A 23509-nucleotide genomic window follows, 5' to 3' on the forward strand; every position below is an offset into this window, starting at 1 on the left:
AATTAATAAAAGTTATTTCTAATCGATTTTGTTATTGCTTTGAATCTCCATCAAAGGAACCGGGAGGAAGGCATGCTTCTCGGTACTAAAGTTTTTGCGCCCTGCCAAATGTAAAGCTTCATCCAGCTTACCCCAGCGACGAAGATCATAGAAACGGAAGTTTTCTACAGCAAATTCCATCAAACGCTCATGCTCTATTTGAGCTTTTACAGCCTCGTAAGACTCCCCTGACATTCCCGGCATATCTCCATGTACTCTTCTTACTTCGTTAATCAGTGGCACGGCCTTTTCTGGATGCCCCTGTTCATTGTAAATCTCAGCCTGCATCAACAGAACATTGGCATAACGCATAATAGGTACATTCGTCGAAGTATTGGATTGTTTTAGTTTTTGCATATCATCGGGCATATATTTGCGGAAACAACGATTAATCTCATCATTCGCATCAAATAAATCTGTATATTCAAATCCATATATTCTCTCATTACCATCATTAAAATAAGGATCGTCAAAGAACATACTTGCATATGCCCGGGAATCCAAATTACCTGTAGTAGCAATACGTCCTTCTTTTCTATATTCATTCAGAATCATTTCGCTCGGACGAATCTCATCCCATCCCCTCAATACAGGAGCTGCTACCCAATAGTGCATCACATGTTGGTGATAGGCACCATCAGAGGTATTTCCTGTAAACTGAATTTCAAAGATAGATTCTTTACAATTCTTATTTGTTCCATTAAACATACTTAGAAAATCTTTCTCCAAAGCATAACCTTTCACTTGCTCTAACGCTTCTTCTGCTTTAGTGAGATACTCCGTTTTCTTCTCCGGTTGTTCGTAAGCCCGCGTCAAGTAGGCCCAACCGAGATAGGCATAAGCAGCACCACTTGTCACGCGGCCGGCTTGTAGAGAAGGACGGGTTAAGGGTAATATTTTACCAGCCGCTGATAATTCCGAACAAACGAACTCCCAGCCTGCTTCCCTGGTAGAAAGAGCCTTATGCGTTTGTTCTTCACTTGTCAAATATTCATCACGAATAATAATCTTCTCCCAGTTCAGCAGTAACTTCATGTGATAGTAGGCACGTAAAAATAATGCTTCACCTTCCACACTATTATACTTTTTCTGATCCATCGGATGATCACCTGTCTGAACTTTATTAATACCAAATAAGACATTGTTTGTGTAATTAATGCCATTATAGCAATTCATCCAATACTCTTTGATTCGGGAATTCTCATTATTATATGTAAAATCATAAATTTGCCCCCATTCCGGATAGTTATTTACATCCGAACCTTTCTCCATGATATCTTCACGAAAAGTTTCTATCACAAATTTAATTTCAGAGAAATTATAAGTACCACATCTGTTATCCAACTGAGCATACGCAGCAGATAACCCGGATTCTACATCGATAGAATCTCTCCAAAATTTATCAGTAGAAAAATCCGGAGACTCTACCGTTAGAAAGTTATCGCATCCACCTAAAAATGTTGCACAAAAAAGAGAGGTTATATAAATATATTTTTTCATGGTTGATAGTATTAGAATTGATTAAAATGTCACCTGCAAACCAACAACATAAGAGCGAGTAAACGGATAAATAAAGACATCTACTCCTGTATCCAGAATACTGGAAGAGAACTCCGGATCAATACCCGAGTAATTGGTCCATGTCAGCAGATTTTCACCGCTAACATAAAAACGACACTTGTCTATATAAACCTTCTTAGTCAGATTTTTAGGTAATGTATATCCCACTTGTAACTGACGTAAACGAATAAAGTTACCTTTTTCCAGAAAACGATCAGATTCGCGAGAATTCATATTAGGATCTTTTAGTACGGCACGTGGCATTACATTACTCCTGTTATCTTCGGTCCATGCTCCCAACGTCGACTTAAACAGATTGATTCCTGCGTCCATTGATTCATAATACAGGCGATTAGCATTATACAATTTATGCCCCCAGGCACTTCCTAATAAGAAAGAAAGATCAACTCCCTTGTAAGAACCGCCAAACGATAAGTTAGCCTCTAATTTGGGTATACCTGAACCACAATACTCTTTATCATTTTCATCAATAACGCCATCATTATTCAAGTCTTTAAATCGGATATCACCAGGTTTCGCATCGGGCTGAAGAACTATATTTTTTATAGAGCCGTCTGGCTGTACAACCTCTGTATAGTGATTGGTCACATCTTCCGGTGATTGAAATATTCCATCCATTTTGTATAAAAAGAAACTCGCCACGGGATATCCCTCCAAAGTTTGAGTAACAAAATGGCCGGCACCCTTTAAAGCTGATCCATACAGAACCTGATTAGGATCGGCTTTTAGCATCTCGTTTTTAGTAGTAAAGAGATTGAATCCGATATTATATTCAAAACCATTACTATTATCTGCATAGTTCAATTCTAACTCAAATCCCTTATTTCTCATCTTCCCTACATTCACTGTCGGGTTATAGATACCAGCGGATGGAGACATAACCTTCTCAATCAATAAATCTTCCGTTGTATTATAATAATAATTCAAAGAGCCCGAGAGCTTATTATTAAAAAAGCCAAAATCAACCCCAATATTCTTCGTATCAGTAGTCTCCCAACGTAAAGCATCATTTACAAGATACAAGTTAACCATACCTGGCCAAGGATTGGTACCTTGTACGTAGCTCATCCACTGGGTATTGTCACTGGTCATCGTCGGAGCATAATAATATCCTAATGCATTTTCGTTACCCAACCGTCCCCAACTCGCTCTCAATTTCAAGTTGCTCACAACATCTCCTGAAAAAAATTCTTCCTCGCTAATACGCCATCCTAAAGCCATAGAAGGGAATACCCCCCACCGGTTATTCTTTCCAAATTTAGAGGAACCGTCGGATCGAATCGTTGCCTGAAATAAATATTTACCTGAATATGAATAATTAATACGACCAAAAAATGAAGCACGATTATAATTCCAGAAAGATCCGCTTCCAGTAAATGTTCCGCCTGTACCAGCATCTATCGTAGGTGATGTAGGATCAAAGAATCCCGCTGGAACTTCTGTTATTACCAACTTCCCATTTACCACATCATAATTCATTTTCTTTCCCTCAACATTGATTTGACTCCAGTCTTTACGAGCTGCAGATAAAGAGCTACCAGCCATCACACTCAGAGAATGTTTACCAAACGTTTTATCAAAAGTCAGTACATTATCGAATGTCTGCTCATACCAGTAAGAATTGCTATCATAATTATATGGATATAAGCTTTGTCCCTGAATGTCGGCAGTATACTTCTCCGAATGGTATTTAGTATTTGCATAATATCCTCTATAAGCATATGCTGTCTTGAACTTTAGCCATGGAGCAATATCCACGGTCAAACCTATATTGCCAATAATATCATACCCATTCGTTTTTTTATGTTTAAAATGATCATCTGCCATCACATTACGATTATTTGGCATTTCCAAACGAACTCCATCGACAGTCATATCATTTAAACCATAACCAGAAGGCTGATTTTCATCATAAACAGGTACCATTGGGGCCATTGCATACATCTCCTTTAAGGAATATTGTGGCTGTTGGCTTTGTGTTACTTTAAAAGCTAAAGAAGCATCAAAATTAAAAATCCTTTTTTGCAGATTTAACTTGACACGAGCATTATCCTGAGTGTATTTATTACCTCTGAAAATCCCCTTATCATCCGAATGATTATAAGATATTGAATATTTTGCAATATCAGAACCTCCCCTGATATTGACATTATAATTCTGAGATAAACCATTACGAAGCATCTCGTCTTGCCAATTCGTATCAAACCCGGTCGGATTCTTCAACTTCCCATCTGAATCTTTAAATGATAAATATCCCGGTTTCTTAGCAACAGCGTTTTCGTACATCATATTATGTACATATAAATACTCATCAGAATTCAGCATTTCAAACTTATTGGAAGCACTTGTAAATTGACAAAATGCATTAAAGTCAATCTTAGTTTCACCCTTCTTACCGTTTTTGGTAGTGACTATCACTACTCCATTTGCTGCAACAGAACCATATATAGCAGCTGCCGCACCGTCTTTCAATATCTCCATCGACTCAATATCCTGCGGATTAACAGTGGTTATATCCCCCGGAAAACCATCTACAATATAAAGTGGTTCATTGCTTCCCATCGTTTTAATACCGCGGATTTTAACAGAAACACCTGCCCCTGCATTACCTCCCGACTTCAGAATATTGACACCAGCTACTTTACCTTGCAAAGCCTCTGCCGGATTCGTAGTTGCACGACTGGCCAGTGCTTCAACATCCACAGAAGAGATAGCTCCTGTCATATCACTCTTCTTCATTGTACCATAACCAATGACTATCGTTTCATCTAACATCTGACTATCTTCTTTCAAAATAACTTTAAGCGTTTTCCTTCCATTTAAAGAAATAGTCTGCTTGATATATCCCATATAAGAGACATCAATTCGATCATTTGGAGAAACTACTAATACAAATTCTCCATTTAAATCGGTAATCATACCATTAGTTGTTCCAGTAACAACGACATTTGCACCTATCAATGGCTCGTCATTACTATCCAACACGTACCCTTTTAATTGATAATTTTGTGCATAAGCAGAGAGTGGAATAAGAAAGAGTAATGACATTATTGCATATAATAATGTACCTCCTAAGTAATTACTTTGCTTCATAGCAATTAAATTTTAAAGTTAATAAATGCGCTTTTCAAACACGTGACAAATAAACTTCAAAATCTAACTACCACCTAAAAATACTAATCTACATAGCCCCTACAAAATAGTAAAACAAAAGACTTTACACCCTACAAAACATTTCTTAAAATGTTGATAATAGCCAATTTATATCTATAAAGAAACCTACAAAATAAAAAAAAATCAAATATCACGTAAATAAGCAGAAATATCATCCTGAGAATGCAAACAGAGTGTTTTTCTTAAGCGATACCTTGCCATACTAATTGCTTTGATAGATATTCCAGTTAACAAGGATATCTCTTTTGTGGATAAATTAATCCGCAAGAAAGTCGCTAACTTCTTTTCACCATGAGTTAATCCCGGATGTTTTTGTTCCAAACGACTCAAGAATTCATGGTTTTGTTCATCAACCTCTTTGGTCAAAGAATTATTATCATCTTCCAGCTTTTTAAATTGGAGAATAAAGGTATTTATTTTTTTTAAGTGAGTTAAGATCTCATTATTATTCATTTTATAAGTACTTTTAATCATCTCTCTAATTTTCTCCAGAAGTTCATTCCGACTATTTAAGAAAAGAACAAAATTCGTCAATTCACTTTGTGTACTCTCTAATTTTTCCGATTTTGCACTTAATTCCACAGCTTGTTGTTGTAACTTTAGTTCTGTTATTATCTTATCTTTTAATAACAACTCAGTCTGTCCCTTTGCTATCTGTAAATCCTTTTTCCGTTTATATTGTTTAATTAAAAAGAAAGCAAGAAGAGTAATACACAAAAAAAGCACAACCGCAAGGCTTATATTTCTTTTCAATAATTCAATTTGATGCATATGCTTCTGAATTTCGGATTCTTTTTTCTGATCCTGTAATTTCTGTTTTATGAGATTTCTTTCAATATTTACCAACTCTCTTTTTTGAAGTAACTGTTCCCGTTTCTTTTCGAAATTCAATAAATTATCATAGGCCTCTTTATAACATTTTTGTGCTGCATATACTTTAGAAAGATACTCATAATTATCACAAATTAATTCATGTGCATTAACATCAAATGCATAAACAGCCGCTTTTTTTAAAGCACTCAAAGCCTCATTATTCCTTTTAGCATAAAACAGCTGCATTCCCCAATTATTATAATTCTCTGCCAATGACCATAAAGCATTCAAATTTTCATTAATGACAATGGCTTCTTGTATTAATTTTATTTTTTCTTCTGTGTCACCTTCATAAAGACAAAGATTATTTATATTCGCTGCTATATTCTTCTTATCACCTAATGTTTTATTTATACGTAAAGCATCCCTAAAAAATTTATCAGCAATCTCATATTCTTTCATATAGACATGAATCAGACCGCGTGCATTGTAGGCGTTTGCCATTCCCGAAGAATCTTTAAGGACTTTATAGGTTGAAGTGGCATTATCTATCAGATTTATTGCTTTTGAGAAGTCTTTTAACGAACCATATAAAGCTCCTAAATTAACATTTATCTTAGCCTTGGTTTTAAGATCTTTTGCCGGACAATAAGATAAAGCCTTATAATATGTATTTACACTCATATCGAAATTACCATAAAGCATGTAGGCATGACCAGATACAATTAATGTAGAAACAATCAAATTGGAATCTGTAGTTTGCTTTAGTATATCAAACGCTTGTAATGTGTAGTCAACAGCCTGCTTTGGATCAGTCAGAAGTGATTTGTAAGATTTATCCAAAAATTTCCAAACATCTCTTTGGTAAGAGTTAGCATTAATTGTATTAAAAAAGAAAATAAACGACAGAAATAGTAACAAGTTTTTCATAATAATAAAGTTAGTCTAACATTAGGTATACAAATAAATATCTTCAATTCTCTAATAGTATAGAAAATCAAAGATATAATTAATTCTTCACATGTATAAATTAATATAGATAAGAATGTGAAAATATTATTTCACTCCAAGACTATCCGAAACAGAATCTTCCAAATAAAATACTAATAAACAAAAGATTATCAAAAATAATAAAACTTCAAAAATTGAATAAAAGTAAATACAGATCGCCACTATAGTATGACATTTCTCACTCACATTTCTTTAAACTCAACCGGTAAAGTAAAATAAAATGTTGTTCCTATTCCTACTTTGGAACGTACCCATATACGACCACCCATCTTTTCGGTCAGCATTCTGCATATAGTCAATCCAAGCCCTGTACCTTGTACAAAATCATTTACTTTTCCAAAGCGACTGAAAATAGTAGTTACACGCTCTGCCGGTATACCAATACCCGTATCAGAAACATATCCCTGTACGATCTGGTCTTTCTTCTCAAAACCGAAATGAATTTCTCCATTTGAAGTGAATTTAATAGCATTACTGAGCAGATTCAACCATATCTGAGAAATACGGTCCCAATCACCTTGAATGGACAATTCAGGATCAACTTCGTCCAAAATAAGTTTCACACCAGGCTGAACAGAACTATGGTTCAAATAATATAATTGCGCACACACATCTATCAATCTCACCGAGCGTATCGAAAATCTTAATGAACCAGCCTCAAGAGCAGACAAATCGAGTATATCATTAAACAAGTTCAGAAGTAAACCTGAATTCTTTTCTACAAGTTCTGCATACTGAAGTTGTTCTTCTTTGTTTATCGATTCTATAATAAGTTTAGAAAAACCTACAATCGCATTCAACGGTGTACGAATTTCATGACTCATATTAGCAAGGAAAGAAGATTTTAACTTATCAGCTTCTTCTGCCTTAATACGTGCTTTAATCAACTCTTTTTCTACCTTCTTAATATCAGTTACATCCCAGCCTACGCCAATGATATATGGATGCTCATTACCTGAAGGGACCAAGGTTTTTATCATCGTCACCATACGTATATCTCCGGAAAGTGTAGTATATTCTTCCAAATATTCCATTCTTCCAGTTTGCATCACAGCAAAATCACCTGCACGGAACCGTCTGGCTTCCTCACTATTTGGAAAAATCTCAATATCAGTCTTCCCTACGGCCACTTCTACAGCAATGCCTGTTTGTTCCGCAAAAGCTCTATTCCAATAAAGATAACGAAAATTATCACCTGTGTCTTTTACGAATAAATATACAGGAACATTGTTTAAAATTGCATGCATCAAAGAATTCAAGCGAATTATCTCGTTTCGCTGAGAGGCATTCAATACTTCCGCTTTAACCTTTTCAGAAACATCTCTACACATACAAAGCAGATATTTTTCGTCCAGAGGAAAAATACGATTTTCATAATGATGCAAAACACCATCAAGCATAAGTGAATGTTTCGCTATAGACCCCTGCCCGGTAGCAATCACCTTATCCATATTTTTCCGAACACTATCATACGCTTCTTCCGGAACAATATCTTTTACATTTGATCCTACAATGCTACCTGAATCAGTACCTTCTACATGATTAGTTGCCGGAGAAGATGCAAGTTCCACAATGTTTGCATCATGATCAAAAACAGTAAGCATATCAGGTAATGCATCTAAAATACGGGTGCTATATTTCTCTCGAAATCTCCCCGTCTTTAGTGAGGATAGTTCTGAAGAAAGTTTTTCTACTTTTTTCTCTAAATTCTCTACAATTATTAGTAGTTCTTCTTTCGTTTTTTGTTCATATAGTCCCATAAAAAAGCATCTTCCTCAGAGGTATATTGTTGTATATGTTGATCATTTACATGCAAATATATGTTTTTTTACATAAAAATAGATACATATCTCCAAATTATTATTGATAAAAAAAGTCATAGCTTTTGCCCTACTATTCAGAAAGTTCTATCTTTGCATCACTTTTATTTTAAACAAATTACATATGTCTACAGAATTATTCTCTACCCTGCCCTATAAAGTGGCAGACATCACACTTGCAGACTTCGGTCGCAAGGAAATCGATCTGGCAGAAAAAGAAATGCCTGGCCTTATGGCTCTTCGCGAAAAGTATGGAGAATCCAAACCGTTGAAAGGTGCCCGTATCATGGGTTCATTGCACATGACCATTCAAACTGCCGTACTGATTGAAACACTCGTTACTTTGGGTGCCGAAGTACGCTGGTGTTCTTGTAACATATACTCAACCCAGGATCATGCCGCAGCTGCCATTGCTGCTTCAGGTGTTGCCGTATATGCATGGAAAGGTGAAACACTGGAAGATTACTGGTGGTGTACGCTTCAGGCATTGAACTTCCCCGGTGGCAAAGGACCTACGGTTATCGTAGATGACGGTGGCGATGCCACTATGATGATTCACGTAGGATACGACGCCGAAAATAACGCAGCCGTACTTGATAAAGAAGTACATGCAGAAGATGAAATAGAACTGAACGCTATCTTGAAAAAAGTGCTGGCAGAAGATAAAGATCGCTGGCATCGTGTAGCAGCTGAGATGCGTGGTGTATCGGAAGAGACAACCACAGGTGTACACCGCCTGTATCAGATGCAGGAAGAAGGAAAACTACTTTTCCCGGCATTCAATGTAAATGACTCAGTAACCAAATCAAAGTTTGACAACCTCTATGGTTGCCGCGAATCACTGGCCGATGGTATCAAACGTGCCACAGATGTAATGATCGCCGGTAAAGTGGTAGTAGTGTGTGGTTATGGTGATGTAGGCAAAGGTTGCTCCCATTCAATGCGTTCTTACGGAGCCCGCGTACTGGTAACAGAGGTAGACCCGATCTGCGCATTACAAGCTGCAATGGAAGGCTTCGAAGTAGTAACCATGGAAGATGCATGCAAAGAGGGTAATATATTCGTAACTACCACCGGCAATATCGATATTATCCGCATTGACCACATGGAACAGATGAAAGACCAGGCTATTGTTTGTAATATCGGTCACTTTGACAACGAAATTCAGGTAGAAGCTCTGAAACATTATCCGGGTATCAAATGCGTAAATATCAAACCGCAGGTAGACCGTTATTATTTCCCCGACGGACATAGTATCATCCTGTTGGCTGACGGCCGTCTGGTAAATTTAGGATGTGCTACCGGACATCCATCTTTCGTAATGAGTAACTCTTTCACAAATCAGACGCTGGCACAAATTGAGCTATTCAGCAAGAAATACGATATCAATGTATATCGCCTGCCTAAACATCTTGATGAGGAAGTAGCTCGTCTACATCTTGAGAAGATCGGGGTAAAACTAACTAAGTTAACTCCCGAGCAAGCTGCATATATTGGCGTATCAGTAGATGGACCGTATAAAGCAGAGCACTACCGTTATTAATTTTTCAATTTGACGATTTACGATTTACGATTGAAAACCCTTTGGTTATCAACATCCGAATCCGTAAATCGTCAAATCAGAAATGATACAAAACTCAATTGTAAATCATAAATCGTCAAATTGTAAATGAAAAAGTTTCTCCCCGACCTCATCGCCATTCTGGCATTTATTATTCTCTCCTTCGCTTATTTCTTTCCGGCAGTCATTGAAGACCGGGCACTTTTTCAACATGACAGTGTTGCCGGAGTAGGAGCAGGCCAAGAGGCTAAAGAATTTCACGAACGTACCGGTGAAACAACCCGTTGGACAAACAGTCTTTTTGGTGGTATGCCCACCTATCAGATTTCTCCCAGTTACGATTCTGTCAAGCCACTAAAATGGATAGAAAACATCTACCGCCTCTATCTTCCACCCTATGTATGGCTTACATTCATTATGATGTTAGGGTTTTATATCCTGCTGCGAGCATTCGGATTGCCAGCATGGCTGGCTGGGTTAGGAGGTGTTATCTGGGCCTTCTCTTCCTATTTTTTCATACTGATAGCTGCCGGACACATCTGGAAGTTTATCACTTTAGCCTACATCCCCCCCACGATAGCCGGCATTGTGCTCGCATATCGAAAGAAATATTTATTAGGAGCCATTGTCACCGCTCTGTTCATAGCTTTACAAATACAATCCAACCATGTACAGATGTCATATTACTTCTTATTTGTCATCTTATTTATGGTAGGTGCTTTTTTTGAAGAAGCATGGCGTAAAAAAGAGTTGCCTCATTTTTTTAAAGCCAGTGCTATATTGGTAGTAGCCGCCCTCATCGGAGTATCTACCAACCTGTCTAACCTCTATCATACTTACGAATACAGTAAAGAAACGATGCGGGGAAAGAGCGAATTGGTACACGAAGGTCCTAAAGCCGAACAAACCAGTAGCGGACTCGACCGTGACTATATTACCCAATGGAGCTATGGTATCGGCGAAACGCTCAGCCTTTTCGTTCCTAATGTAAGAGGTGGAGCTTCTGTTCCGCTATCGGAGAACAAGGCTGCCATGGAAAAAGCCAACCCAATGTACAACGGGTTGTACTCACAGATCACCCAATACTTTGGTGACCAGCCAATGACCTCCGGTCCGGTCTATGTAGGTGCTTTTGTCATGGCACTTTTTATATTGGGATGCTTTATCGTAAAAGGTCCTATGAAGTGGGCACTGCTTGGGGCTACCCTTTTCTCCATTCTACTGTCGTGGGGCAAGAATTTCATGCCACTCACTGATTTCTTCATCGATTACATACCGATGTACAATAAATTCCGCGCAGTATCTTCCATACTGGTTATTGCAGAGTTTACAATACCACTGTTAGCCATATTCGCCTTAAAAGCAATCATTGATAAGCCCGAGGTATTAAAACAAAACCGCCGCGGAGTAATCATCAGCTTTGCATTAACTGCAGGTGTAGCATTGATTCTGGCAGTAGCTCCGGGCATACTTGTACCCAGTTTTATTCCTGCACGTGAACTGGCAGCCCTGCAACAAGCTATCCCCGGAGATCAGCTCTTGCCAATTCTTGATAATCTGAAAGAGATGCGCATGAATATGGTAACCTCAGATGCGTGGGCAAGTTTCCTGTTTATCTGTGCTGGGTTCGTTCTTCTTTTCCTCTATCAGCGAGGTAAGTTGAGTACTGTATGGACAGTAAGCGCCATTGCCGTACTTTGTATAGGAGAAATGTGGCATATCAATAAACGCTACCTGTATGACGATATGTTTGTCCCACAATCCGCACGTATAGAAACCTTCCAAAAGACTCCTACCGATGAACAAATCCTGCAAGATAAATCATTGGATTATCGTGTATTGAACTTTGCATCCAATACATTCAACGAAAACAATACTTCGTACTGGCACAAGAGCATAGGAGGGTATCATGCCGCCAAGTTACGCCGTTATCAGGAAATGATAGATCACCATATTGCTCCGGAGATGCAAGCCACATTCAAAGAGATAGCAGCAGCCGGTGGAGAAATGGACAGTGTAGATGCCAATAAGTTCCGTATTCTGAATATGCTGAATACGAAATACTTTATATTCCCTGTCAACCAACAAGGCCAGACAGCTCCTATCCTCAACCCCTACGCATACGGTAACGCATGGTTTGTAAACAATGTGAAGTATGTCAATAACGCCAACGAAGAAATTGCTGCTGTTGGTGAAGTGGATCTGAAGAACACAGCTGTTGCAGATGCTAAATTCAAAGAGGCTTTGAAAGAAAAAACTGAAAATCTCAAAGTAGATTCCCTAAGCACAATTAAGTTGACCAATTATGAGCCCAATCACCTGATTTATGAAACGTCCTCTCCGAAAGAGGGAGTTGTAGTATTCTCAGAGATATTCTATCCGGGATGGCAAGCTACCATTGACGGTCAGCCGATAGATATTGCCCGAGCCAACTATATTCTGCGTGCTGTAAACGTTCCTGCAGGCAAACACACCATCGAAATGCGTTTCGATCCGAAGAGTCTGCATGTAACAGAAGGCATTGCTTACAGTGGCTTGGCATTACTAATTATCGGAGCAATAGCAGGATTGTGGATCTATTGCAGAAAGAAACAATAAAGTAGAAGTTTTCTATAGGAAACCAAGCGCTAACACACTGATAGTCAACAAATATAAAAGTGTACATTCTTGTATGTCAAGAGTGTACACTTTTGTTATGTAAGAATGTACATTCTTATGATACATAAATGTACACTCTGTAATCCCTTTTATTTCACCACAATAGTCTTATTGAAATGAATACGATCGGAAGAGCTACCAATCTGTATCTCAAATTCACCAGGTTCTACTATATGCTTCATACGGGCATCATAAAGAGCTAATTCCGAAATCGGCAGCTCCAACGTTACCGTTTCCTTTTTACCCGCTTTAACCGATACCTTTTTGAAAGCTTTCAGTTGTTTGATAGGGGTAGCAACCGAACTAATCTTATCACGAACGTACAACTGAACAACCTCTTTCCCATCCCGTTTTCCGGTATTCTCAATCTCAATAGTAGCAGTCAACTTACCTCTGTCTGAGAAAATAGAATCACTTAAATTACAATCGGTATACTTAAATTCGGTATAACTCAAACCATAGCCAAATTCCCATAGCGCATAAGGGTGCTCAAAAATATAATGCCCTGCCGGTTCTTCGTAAGTACCCGGACGGTCAAATCGCTGTACACGGTCCGTAGGAAAATAATTATAAAAGCAAGGTGTATTTCCCGTACTGCGCGGAAACGATACATTTACACGTCCTGAAGGATTCACATTACCAACCAGAATATCGGCCATAGAACGCCCTTGCTGCTCACCAGCATACCACTGTGCCAATACAGCATCCGCATTTTCTTTCGCCCAGGTCATTACCAATGGTTTACCCGATATAAAAACAACCACCATCGGTTTGCCTGTTGCTTTTACTGCTTTCAATAGTTCCATTTGCTTACCAGGTAACTCCAAAGAAGACAAATCGAATCCTTCACCTGCCGTAGAATAACGTGGTCCGCGTCCCAGAAAAGTACTACGCGTACCTACCGCCACAATAGCCAAATCACTTTGTTCTACAATTCTTACTGCATCCGCAATATTCTCCTCCTTCTGGCTCCACCAGTCACAACCATCTGCCTGTTGCAGTTTTACCTTATTCTTCATTACTTCTTTTAAACCCTGGTATAAAGTTACCCCCTCTTTCGTATCCGGAGTAGTCCATGCATAATCTCCGAAGATAGTCTGATTACTATTAGGCCCTATTACAGCAATCGATTTATATTTCGATAAATCAAGTGGTAAGATGTTATTCTTGTTTTCAAGCAAGATAGCACTCTCATCCGCGATCTCTTTTGCCAAAGCGATGTGTTCGGCAGAACGAACGATCTTTTTCACCAGTTCCGGATCACCGAAATAAGGACGGTCAAATAAACCTAAAGCAAACTTCACATACAAAACACGCCGTACAGCCTTATCGATATAGCTTTCATCTATAATGTTCTCTTTCACCTGTTGTTCCAGTGTTTCATAATCAGAATCCACGTCCAGATCAACACCGGCTATCAACGATAGGCGGGCAGCTTCTTCACGGGTAGAGGCAGCATAATGAAAAGTCATCACCCGATCAACGGATCCCCAATCAGAATATACATATCCTTTAAATCCGAGTTCATCGCGCAATACATCGGTCATATAATAAGGAGATGCTGATACAGGAATGCCATCATAGGCACTATAGCAACTCATAATACAAAGCGGATCAGCTTCTTTAATAACGCGTGCAAAAGGATAAAGATGCATACTTCGGAATTCGCGTTCACCACCACTGACAAAGGCACAATTCAGTCCTCCCGTCGGTGTACCGTGTGCTACAAAATGTTTCGGGGTACATGTAATCCGGTGCTTCTGGTATCCCTTCACAAAGCCAATCCCCATTTCAGCAATCAGATAAGGATCCTCGCCATAAGTCTCCTCCACCCTGCCCCAGCGCAGTTCTCGGGCAATATCAAACACAGGAGATAAAACCTGATGAATACCCATCGTTGCCGCTTCGGCACCTGCCGCCTCCGTCATGCGCTCTATCAACCCGGGGTTAAACGTGCTTCCTTGTGCAATAGCATGCGGAAACAAGGTAGAATTATTTTGTAAAATGCCCTGGATTCCTTCTACAGCTGTTAAAATTGGGATCCCCAACCGGGTTTTAGTCAGCATATAATTCTGTAACTCGTTATAGATTCGGGCACATTCTTCTGCAGTCTGGCCCATTTCATGGGTACATCCATAACTCTGTCCGCCAAAAACACGTTCTATCTCATCAATCCTGCCAACGGGTTTGTTCTGTAGTTGTAACACCTTCTCCTGCAAAGTCATACGGCGCAGTAGGTCTTCCACACGGTTTTCGATAGGGGCGTCCGGATTCTTATACAATGGTTTATCATTGGTTCCCCACACAAAACCGGTAGTCCCGATACATACCCCTAAAACTATCAAAAAGCTCTTTTTCTTCATATTATTACTAATGTTCATTTAGATAAGCAAATAGCATCATTCAATGCCTCTTTCTATCGTATTTATTTTATGTATTTTATTCAGAGCAACACTATTTATACGAATATCGGCACTCTTTTCGCCCATACTTGCAACCCATCCCAATTGAACGGTTGTCTCTTCATCCAATGTAAAATTCAATGTTTTTACTCCCGTGGTACGTCCCCAATTAAGATAAGCCAAGGACTGTGCTTCAACCTGATCTACATTTGGTATTTCACTACCAGTAACCACTACCCCATATGGATTCAGGTTATTACCTTTCGAAGTATTCACATTGAATGAGAACTCGTATGTCCCGGCAGGCAGAGTTACTTCCTGCCATATTTTACCATTTTCGATGGCAGCGGCATAATTCATCGTAGATATATTTATAAATGTCTTACCTGCAGAAGCCTCATAAAAAGTACCGGTAGTACCATTATTCTGTGTCAACAGATTAGAGGTATACTTCCAGTCTTTCAGAATTCCACTTTTCTCTGTACTATCGTCACTCCGCATCACAGGGTCAGTGGCATTTTTCAATACGCTGGCCGTCAACGTTTCATCCGCTTCTACATTTGCCTCAATCTCAAAGATATCCACGGCTGTAACATCCGGCAGATAGTAAGTTTTCATCTTAAAGCCACTCATCGACTTGTAGTCTTCCAGAATCGTTTCCTGCTCAGCTTGTTCTACTTCTATCATACGCTCCTGGCCATTAGTATCCGTATACCAGATACGGACATAAGGTGAATGAGTATCAGCAGTAGCCCATTTTATCGTAGTAGCATTATTGTCACATACCACAGACGAAATGCCTCTATTATACAATGTACTTTCATAAATAGTACCATAAGAAGAGCCAATGAGTGATTCCGGTACAGAAGCATGTCCGTTGTCATCAAAAGTCTGAACAACAAAATTATAAATCCCCTCCTTCAATGGGATATCGTAAGTAAATACTTCCGCTCCTTCTCCACGCTGAATAGGTAAGTCAATTACTTCTTTCCCCATATTATAGGTAATACGAAGCCGGGTAATTTTAGGGTCAATAAGAATACCATAGAATTGTACACGCCCTTTTCCGGAACACATCTGCATACCCTCCGGCTTACCAATATACAGTATCTCCTTTCGATCCGTATACTTCAGATACTCATCCATCTGTGTACAAGAAGAAAAACCGCCAAGAAATAAGAACCAAGCCGCTATTGCCACTATATATTTAAACATCAATTTCATAATTCAAGCATTTATCAATTATTCGTTTCTGATTTATCATCTCCCCAGAAAGTAACCTCAGTAAATACCATATTAGAGTTACCGGTCCAGTTATCAATACATTTGATACGGATATAACGCACACGTGGCGCATCCAACGGAAAATCAGCATTATCACCTTCCCGTGCAGCCAGACGATCATCCTCAGTCAGTTCACTTCCAGGCAAACCGGAAGGCTTCTCATTTTCAATATGAAGTAATTTTATCCAACTATCCCAGCTACCGGATTTATCCAGTTCTGCACATCCCCAGACCTCATACACTTTCGGAGAAACATCGTTATAAAAGTGCTTGTCATCCTGTACAAACTTCAAGTTAAAACGACTCAACTTCGCCAGGACTCCAAGGTCAAAAGTAAACCAGGTAGGGCCGTTATGCTCTTCAATACCTGTATGGGCTCCTGTCTGTCCGTCACCATCGGCAGCTGCCCGTCCATCCCAGATATACTCCATCTTACTTTCATAGAAAGTACATGGAAAATCACCGGGCAGAATCACCTCTTTGAATTTTTTCTTATCAAGTTCGGCTTCGTATATCGGAGTGAGGGTCTCTTTCTTTACCTGTGACTTATTACCCCATTTATCCTGAAAATAAATTTCAAAATCACGGGATATATCCAGATAACCACGCACAGAGAATGTAGCTTTGGGTAGCCCTGTATAGAAAGTTTCTGCATTGACCATCTCATTATCCTCATTCGGAGTAGAAACATAAACTGTTAAGTCTGCTCTTGATGTATTCGCAAACGAAAAGGTCATCCCCCCAAAGTCGGGTTGTACTTCCAGCGTTTCATAAGCCGCCTGTACAGGAGGGGTATCTGCAGAAACCTGTATATTTACCGGTGCAGAATAATTCTCACTACGATCCACGGCATATACATCAAGCGAGTAGGTATCCATATCTCCAAAACCTTCAACCAGCAATGTATTCGTGAAGTAAGAAGCCTTAAATTCATATTTTTTGCCTTCTTTATTTGTATAACTGGCTGCTACATAGAGTAAATCGGGATCTGAAGGTAATGTATATGTAAGAAGTACAGAACCCGGCATCTTGACATAAGTTACATCACGTACCGGTGCAGGTGCCTCGCTATCATTTTCCAAAGGCTTCACAAAGTCGGTCTGACAGCCGGCAAGGGCCATCAACATCCCCAACATAAGTATATATATTCTTATTGATTTCATATCTCTTTCTGTTTTTAATCAAATAAACGCTTTATTGCCATCCCGGATTTTGTACCAGATTGGGATTGATCACCAATGATTTTTCTTTAATGGGCCAGAAGTAATCACGTGGTGCCACAAATTGCTGAGTATACATGGCAGTCAGCTGATAATAAGTATCCACCGTTTTACCGCGAGGATTCCATGCCATCAATGTTTTATTATATTCCTTATCAGCTATTTTCCAGCGTCGCACATCCCAAAAGCGTTGTCCTTCAAACATCAGCTCAATGGCACGTTCACGCTGAATAATCTCGCGTAATCCCAACTGAGTTCTAAACTTATTCGACTTACGTGAATGTTGCTCCCAGGACTCTTTCACTCCTAAAAGCCCTGCACGTGCTCTGATTTTATCCACATAGCTAATTGCCAGTGTACGGGCAGCCTCAGAATCCGAAGCTTCATTAACAGCTTCAGCATAAAGTAAATAAAGATCGGCCAAACGGAACTCCGGCCACGGATATTGTTCTGTATTCCATCCGCTTTCGGTATTCACGAATCCCAAGCTCACTAATTTCTTAGCCCAATACCCTGTTTTAGAATAGCCGTAAGCTCCCAAAATACCTTGTGCTTGTCCGGCACGTCCCTTTAGTTGCCAGATATCAGATGAATTTCCAGAAACACAGTTGTTTTGATACCACAAGCATCCGTCAAAACCAATATTTGCATAGTAACGGGGTTCCCGGTCAAAATTGGCACTTACCGTTTCATAATCCGGAATCAAATAAAACTCATTCGCTGTATTATTGGTATTCTTCTTTACCTTCAGACGGTTAGCGTATTCCCATTCTTTATCTTCATCAATAGGTACACCATTTTTTGTATAGTACAATTCCGTAGCGTACATTGTCGGATTTATCTTTTCAGATGCACCGTGCATATTCGACGGATACTTACCCACACGTGACATACAGGACTGCTGTAAACCACCTGTCAGACGACCGGACAGCCCCCAGATCAACTCGTCATTCCACTTTTCTGTCACACACTCACGCAAACTCAACTCACGTTTCAGTTTAGCACTGAATACCAGATTCGTATGTGTTTCATGCAATACAATGTCCGGGCTTATTCCGCCTTCACCCTGCTCACATATTTCAATGGCCTGTTCGCAAGCTTCCTGGGCATCGACCCATTTCTGTACGCTATACTCGCTATTAAATAAATGCTCACCGTCTTTATCCACAAAATCAGCATAATCCGGGTTACCATTAAACAACGGGCTGGCAGCCATTACCAGCAATTTAGCTTTCAGCATCAAAGCTGCCGGGCGAGTAATACGTCCCAGTTCTGTTGCCTGATCATCTATCTTCACAGGTAAATCTGTTTTTGCCTCATCAAGCAAATCAGAGATATAAGAGACTACTTTATCAACCGGGGCACGTTTCAGCCGTACTTCTTCCGGAGTAGCAGAGATTGGCAGATTTTCATCTGCTATCACAATCGGACCATACATACGCAACAGTAAATAATGGTAATAGGCTTTCAGGAACTTCACTTCTGCCAGCCATCTCTTCCTCATCGAAGGAGCAAGATCGCCTACATAATCCGTATCAGACACATAAGTCAGAAATGTATTACAATCACGAAGCCCTTCATACAGACTATGAGCCGCACCATTACCTCCATCCCAATAATTAAGATAAGGATCATTCACATTCTGATATCCCAACCCGATACGCCAGGTAGCATAGTCATCGCCACTCTGAATAGGATAGAAAGTAGCTAATTCATCACCACCCATCAAACCAACATTTGCCCGTTCACTATGATACTCCGGAATATAAGAATAGCAGGTAAACAGATACTTCTCGGCTTCATTACGGTTACTGAAAGAGTGTTCAATAGTACCTACATTATCGGGCACAACATCCAGATAATCGCCACAAGCACTCAACATCCACATTCCACTGGCACACAAAGAGATACAAGCCAGGTTTCTTAGTTTATTTTTCAAATTATATTTCATAGCTTTTCGTCTCCTCTATTTAAAAAGTTAATTGGACACCCAGGTTAATAACCCGCTGAATAGGATAACCTAATCCGTTACCTCCCATTTCAATATCCCACATATGGAATCCGCTGAGCACAAACAGGTTATTACCACTACAATAAATACGGGCAGAATTTATATAAGCCTTCTTTGTCAATGTTTCCGGGAAGGTATATCCAACTTCCAGCGTCTTCATACGCAGAAAAGCTCCGTTACGCATAAACCAGGTACTCTTTTGAATATTATTCTCCATACGAGTACTGCTCAGACGTGGCCACAAAGCGTAGATATTACGATTGGTTTCTGTCCAGTGATTATCAGCATAAGCCTTTAGCAAAGGAATGTCTTTCCACATTGATACATTATCCCAGTTAGTGTCTTCATATACATGTACAAACGGAGAAGTGTTTTTAGCATCCAACCAGAAAGTAGAACGGGCAGATCCCTGGAAAAAAGCCGAAACATCAAAACGTGCACTACCAAAAGAGAAGCCAAAGCCATAAATAATTTCCGGAACTGTCGGGAAACCAATAGGTACCTGGTCAAGTTCAGTAATCTGCCCATCACCATTTACATCACGATATTTTATATCACCGGCCCCATATTCGCCAAATGTCTGCTTCGGAGAGTTAGCCACATCGGCCTCATCGATAAACAGGCGTTCTGCAATATAACCATATTCCTGTTTCAGCGACTGCCCTACGTGGAGTTTATACTTTTCGTTATATTCCGGTTCTTCATATTTCAGGAACTCACTATGAGCATACGTAAAATTACCATGTAATTGTAACCACATCCCCTTCCGGAACACTTTGTTATAATCTACAGATAAATCCAGACCTCTCGCTTTCGCCTCACCCACATTAGCACGTACCTTTGCCGAAAGTCCCATAGTAGAAGGAATAGACTCACGGTCCATCAGGATATTGGTACGATGTTCGGTAAAATAATCCACCTGCACATTCAGACCGTCAAACAACGACAATTCAAGACCATAATTAGACTTATAAGCCTTTTCCCAGGTAATATCCCGGTTATCATAACGCCTTACTGTTACTCCGTTCTTTGTATAATTAAAGTCCGTACCAAAACCATAACTCTTACCACTATCATTTGCATCTACCTCAGACAGATAGAAGAAACGGTCATCTTCGTCACCAATAGCATCATTTCCTACCAAACCATACGTATATTTCAATTTAAACTTAGGGAGCACCTTCTTCAACGGTTCCCAGAATTTTTCATTGGAAATATCATAACCTATACCGATAGCAGGAAAAAAGCCATAGCGCTCGGAACGATAAAAACGTTCGGAACCATTATAACCGAAGTTAAATTCAGCCATATACCGATTATTAAAAGCATAGGTAAAACGACCGGACAATCCCTGATTACGATAGGGCAAAGACTTTTGCAGATTATCTTTTTGTGAATCGTCTTTAATGTTCGATACTCTTTTTTCACGACGCTGATATACCAGCAAACCGCTTACATCATGGTTCCCAAAAGAACGGTTATAAGACATCGCAGCCTCCATATATACAGTAGACTGTACATCTGTCCAAGAACCGGTAGACTCCAGGTATTCCGTCGGATTTGAATCCTCATTCAATTGCATAATAGAATATGAGCCACCTTTGTCATAAGAACTTACATTATAGAAATAAGGACTCGATGCACGACCTACTTCAAAATAAGCATAACGGGACGTATTGAATAAACCACGTACATTCAATCCCTTCGTGATAAATGACAAATCCTGCTTCAATTCAAATTGTGCATCCATTGTCGACTTAGAATAATCCTTATATCCTTTGGTCAATTCCGCATAAGGATTCGTATATTCCACATTATTATTATACAGTGCGTTACCATACAGCACATGTTTTGCAGAAGGAAGATCGGAAGTAGGATAATAGGCCGGGAACAATACCGGATTGGAAACCATAATCTTCTTATACATCGTATCTCCTCCATCAAGCGGTCCGGTATAATCATCAAATGTACCTGCCAACCGGACAATTGCTTCGGTCGTTTTCGTCAGATTAATATTTACATTCGATCTCAGCTGGTAAGTGCTCAGATCAATGTTATTTTTATAACCGGCATACTTATCATTCTTCAGATTACCATTATCTTTCGAAAAAGTGGCAGCAATATAATAACGAGCCACTTTACCACCACCGCTCACACTCAGGTTAGCGCGCTGGTTTGCTACCAACGGATTGGTCATCAGTTTGCGCCAGTCATTAGCCGGATACAGATACGGATTCTTACCGGCTATTGTATTGGCTATTTTCTCACGTGAATATGCCAAAGGAGCCAACGGATTGCGTGTTGTTACCGCCTCATTCGCCATTTGCATATAAGTGATCGGATCTGCCAGCTCTATATTCGATGTATTGGAAGAGAAGGAATTCTCTACACGCAGACTGACCTTAGCCGGACCTTCCTTACCTTCTTTTGTCTGTACCTGAATGACGCCATTGGCACCACGTGCACCATATAAAGCCGTAGCAGTAGCATCTTTCAGGATAGAAAAGGCAGCTATATCATCCGGCTGCAAACGTGCCAGTTCAGTAGAGGTCGTTTCAATACCATCAATCAAAATCAACGGATCTTTCTTATAGCCGAAAGTTGTCACACCACGGATAAAAAAGTCAGCATTGTCCTGCCCCGGTTCACCACTGCGCTGATAAGCAATCAAACCGGACATACGCCCCGCCAGTGCAGTAGTAAGGTTACTGGAAGGTACCTTTAAAGCCGCAGGTTTTACCGTCTGGATAGAGCTAACCATACTCTCTTTTTTCTGCGTACCAAATGCTACCACTACTACTTCATCAATACTGACAGCATCTTCTTTCATTTCCACATCAATACGTTTCTGATTTCTTACTACAATTTCCTGTGTCTGCATTCCTAAGAAAGAAAACACCAATGTAGATCCGGCAGGCACATTAGACAGTGTATATTCACCATCCAGGTCAGTAGTTACCCCGTTGGTCGTACCTTTTACTACTACGGTTACAGCAGGTAGCGGTTCACCCAATTCATCTTTAACTACTCCCTTCACCACTCTGTTATCGAGTACTTCAGCATAGCCCGATACACTACAGGAAAACAGCAACAAGGCCAAAATGAACTTAAATACTTTCCGGAAAGAAAGTTTCTCAAACATGTGTTTTTCCATACATAATTATTTTAAATCATCACTTAATTTCATTACAAGATTATACACTCATAAGAATAATGTTTATCATATGCAAAGGAAGCTTAAAAAAGGACAGTAATCAATAGACAAAAACATCATGGATATGGAGAATCTTACCCAAAGGAAAAGTCAGTCAGCCTCTCCCCCTTGCAGCATGAATTTATCCTTCGGAGATTTTGTACAAAAGTCATTAAAACAAGGAATAAACAAATATTTTGCACGAATATCACTTGTTTTAATAACAAGAACTTTTAGAGTTCTGCTACAACCAGAAGAAAAACTGCATAAAGAGTCGCAATAACATGCAGCAAAAACTGCATATTATCACTTTATCCGGATATAAATGCATTTATTCCGGCACATTAATTACAATTTCATTACTTCAAACACTCCGAGACTCTACGAGGAACGATGCGAATGTCGTAGAGAAACGATAAGAGTGTCGTAGAGAAACATCTGAATCTCTACCGGACGACCTGTTTTTCCGCTAGTTGCCCCCCGAAACAGAGCTATCCAAAAAAAGAATAAAGAGCAAGATAGATAATATTTGGAAGCAAACTGCATAGTAAATACAAAACAAGGGTACAAAATAAATCCAATCAGCATCAAACCCTAACAATCCGAAAAATCCAACTCCCAAATAAAGACAATTCCGGACACCTTTGCCACCGTTCTCCACAAACAAGCAAATTCTCGAAGCTCAGGAATATCACTTTGACAGTCTGACATTTTGATACATACACCACATTTATATTACGTC

At 39.5% G+C, this 23509-nt stretch carries 12 protein-coding genes; 3 read left to right on the top strand and 9 right to left on the bottom strand.

From position 1 onward, the window contains the following. Positions 1-18: 18 nt before the first annotated feature. The 4 genes from ACESQI_RS08710 to ACESQI_RS08725 form a co-directional block, all read right to left on the bottom strand. On the bottom strand, positions 19-1539 hold the full coding sequence (locus ACESQI_RS08710) for a RagB/SusD family nutrient uptake outer membrane protein (protein ID WP_025867062.1): 1521 nt from the start codon (positions 1537-1539) through the stop codon (positions 19-21). A gap of 21 nt (positions 1540-1560) precedes the next feature. Continuing rightward, a complete protein-coding gene (locus tag ACESQI_RS08715; protein WP_007487568.1) occupies positions 1561-4713 on the bottom strand; it encodes a TonB-dependent receptor in 3153 nt (1050 codons plus the stop codon). Positions 4714-4917: 204 nt separating this feature from the next. Beyond that, positions 4918-6537 carry a tetratricopeptide repeat protein gene (locus ACESQI_RS08720; RefSeq protein WP_195660415.1) on the bottom strand — a complete coding sequence of 540 codons (1620 nt, stop codon included), beginning with the start codon at positions 6535-6537 and terminating at the stop codon, positions 4918-4920. A gap of 263 nt (positions 6538-6800) precedes the next feature. Further along, positions 6801-8378 (bottom strand): PAS domain-containing protein, encoded by a 1578-nt coding sequence (locus tag ACESQI_RS08725; protein ID WP_373125801.1) that lies wholly within the window; start codon positions 8376-8378, stop codon positions 6801-6803. A 184-nt stretch (positions 8379-8562) separates the two neighbouring features. On the opposite strand from ACESQI_RS08725, the gene ahcY reads away from it, so the two are divergent. Then, positions 8563-9981: an adenosylhomocysteinase gene (ahcY, locus tag ACESQI_RS08730; RefSeq protein WP_007487570.1), complete on the top strand. Its 1419-nt coding sequence runs from the start codon at positions 8563-8565 to the stop codon at positions 9979-9981. A gap of 126 nt (positions 9982-10107) precedes the next feature. Further along, on the top strand, positions 10108-12597 hold the full coding sequence (locus tag ACESQI_RS08735; protein ID WP_195660417.1) for a YfhO family protein: 2490 nt from the start codon (positions 10108-10110) through the stop codon (positions 12595-12597). A 149-nt stretch (positions 12598-12746) separates the two neighbouring features. Here the strand turns inward: ACESQI_RS08735 and ACESQI_RS08740 are convergent, their stop codons facing one another. The 5 genes from ACESQI_RS08740 to ACESQI_RS08760 are packed head-to-tail and all read right to left on the bottom strand — an operon-like array spanning position 12747 to position 22728. Next, the gene (locus tag ACESQI_RS08740; RefSeq protein WP_195660418.1) at positions 12747-15020 is read right to left on the bottom strand and encodes a glycoside hydrolase family 3 N-terminal domain-containing protein; all 2274 of its coding nucleotides are present in this window, start codon (positions 15018-15020) and stop codon (positions 12747-12749) included. 36 nt (positions 15021-15056) lie between these two features. Continuing rightward, a complete protein-coding gene (locus tag ACESQI_RS08745; RefSeq protein ID WP_195660419.1) occupies positions 15057-16283 on the bottom strand; it encodes a DUF4998 domain-containing protein in 1227 nt (408 codons plus the stop codon). A gap of 14 nt (positions 16284-16297) precedes the next feature. Continuing rightward, the gene (locus ACESQI_RS08750) at positions 16298-17506 is read right to left on the bottom strand and encodes a DUF5000 domain-containing lipoprotein (RefSeq protein WP_002558263.1); all 1209 of its coding nucleotides are present in this window, start codon (positions 17504-17506) and stop codon (positions 16298-16300) included. A 31-nt stretch (positions 17507-17537) separates the two neighbouring features. Next, a complete protein-coding gene (locus ACESQI_RS08755) occupies positions 17538-19514 on the bottom strand; it encodes a RagB/SusD family nutrient uptake outer membrane protein (protein WP_002558264.1) in 1977 nt (658 codons plus the stop codon). Between the two features lie 19 nt (positions 19515-19533). After that, complete coding sequence (locus ACESQI_RS08760) at positions 19534-22728, bottom strand: TonB-dependent receptor (protein WP_002558265.1); 3195 nt, start codon at positions 22726-22728, stop codon at positions 19534-19536. Positions 22729-22852: 124 nt separating this feature from the next. Here ACESQI_RS08760 and ACESQI_RS08765 point away from each other — a divergent pair, with 124 nt between their 5' ends. Then, the gene (locus tag ACESQI_RS08765; protein WP_195660420.1) at positions 22853-23050 is read left to right on the top strand and encodes a hypothetical protein; all 198 of its coding nucleotides are present in this window, start codon (positions 22853-22855) and stop codon (positions 23048-23050) included. Positions 23051-23509: the final 459 nt, after the last annotated feature.

Source organism: Bacteroides sp. HPS0048 (genome assembly GCF_964240755.1).
GTDB classification, from domain to species: domain Bacteria; phylum Bacteroidota; class Bacteroidia; order Bacteroidales; family Bacteroidaceae; genus Bacteroides; species Bacteroides nordii.

Bases quoted from the DNA above. Each gene is read 5' to 3' on its own strand.
- ACESQI_RS08755 (WP_002558264.1), bottom strand. From the start codon at position 19,514: ATGAAATATAATTTGAAAAATAAACTAAGAAACCTGGCTTGTATCTCT.
- ACESQI_RS08750 (WP_002558263.1), bottom strand. From the start codon at position 17,506: ATGAAATCAATAAGAATATATATACTTATGTTGGGGATGTTGATGGCC.
- ACESQI_RS08710 (WP_025867062.1), bottom strand. From the start codon at position 1,539: ATGAAAAAATATATTTATATAACCTCTCTTTTTTGTGCAACATTTTTA.
- ACESQI_RS08725 (WP_373125801.1), bottom strand. From the start codon at position 8,378: ATGGGACTATATGAACAAAAAACGAAAGAAGAACTACTAATAATTGTA.
- ACESQI_RS08740 (WP_195660418.1), bottom strand. From the start codon at position 15,020: ATGAAGAAAAAGAGCTTTTTGATAGTTTTAGGGGTATGTATCGGGACT.
- ahcY (WP_007487570.1), top strand. From the start codon at position 8,563: ATGTCTACAGAATTATTCTCTACCCTGCCCTATAAAGTGGCAGACATC.
- ACESQI_RS08765 (WP_195660420.1), top strand. From the start codon at position 22,853: ATGGAGAATCTTACCCAAAGGAAAAGTCAGTCAGCCTCTCCCCCTTGC.
- ACESQI_RS08715 (WP_007487568.1), bottom strand. From the start codon at position 4,713: ATGAAGCAAAGTAATTACTTAGGAGGTACATTATTATATGCAATAATG.
- ACESQI_RS08735 (WP_195660417.1), top strand. From the start codon at position 10,108: ATGAAAAAGTTTCTCCCCGACCTCATCGCCATTCTGGCATTTATTATT.
- ACESQI_RS08745 (WP_195660419.1), bottom strand. From the start codon at position 16,283: ATGAAATTGATGTTTAAATATATAGTGGCAATAGCGGCTTGGTTCTTA.
- ACESQI_RS08760 (WP_002558265.1), bottom strand. From the start codon at position 22,728: ATGGAAAAACACATGTTTGAGAAACTTTCTTTCCGGAAAGTATTTAAG.
- ACESQI_RS08720 (WP_195660415.1), bottom strand. From the start codon at position 6,537: ATGAAAAACTTGTTACTATTTCTGTCGTTTATTTTCTTTTTTAATACA.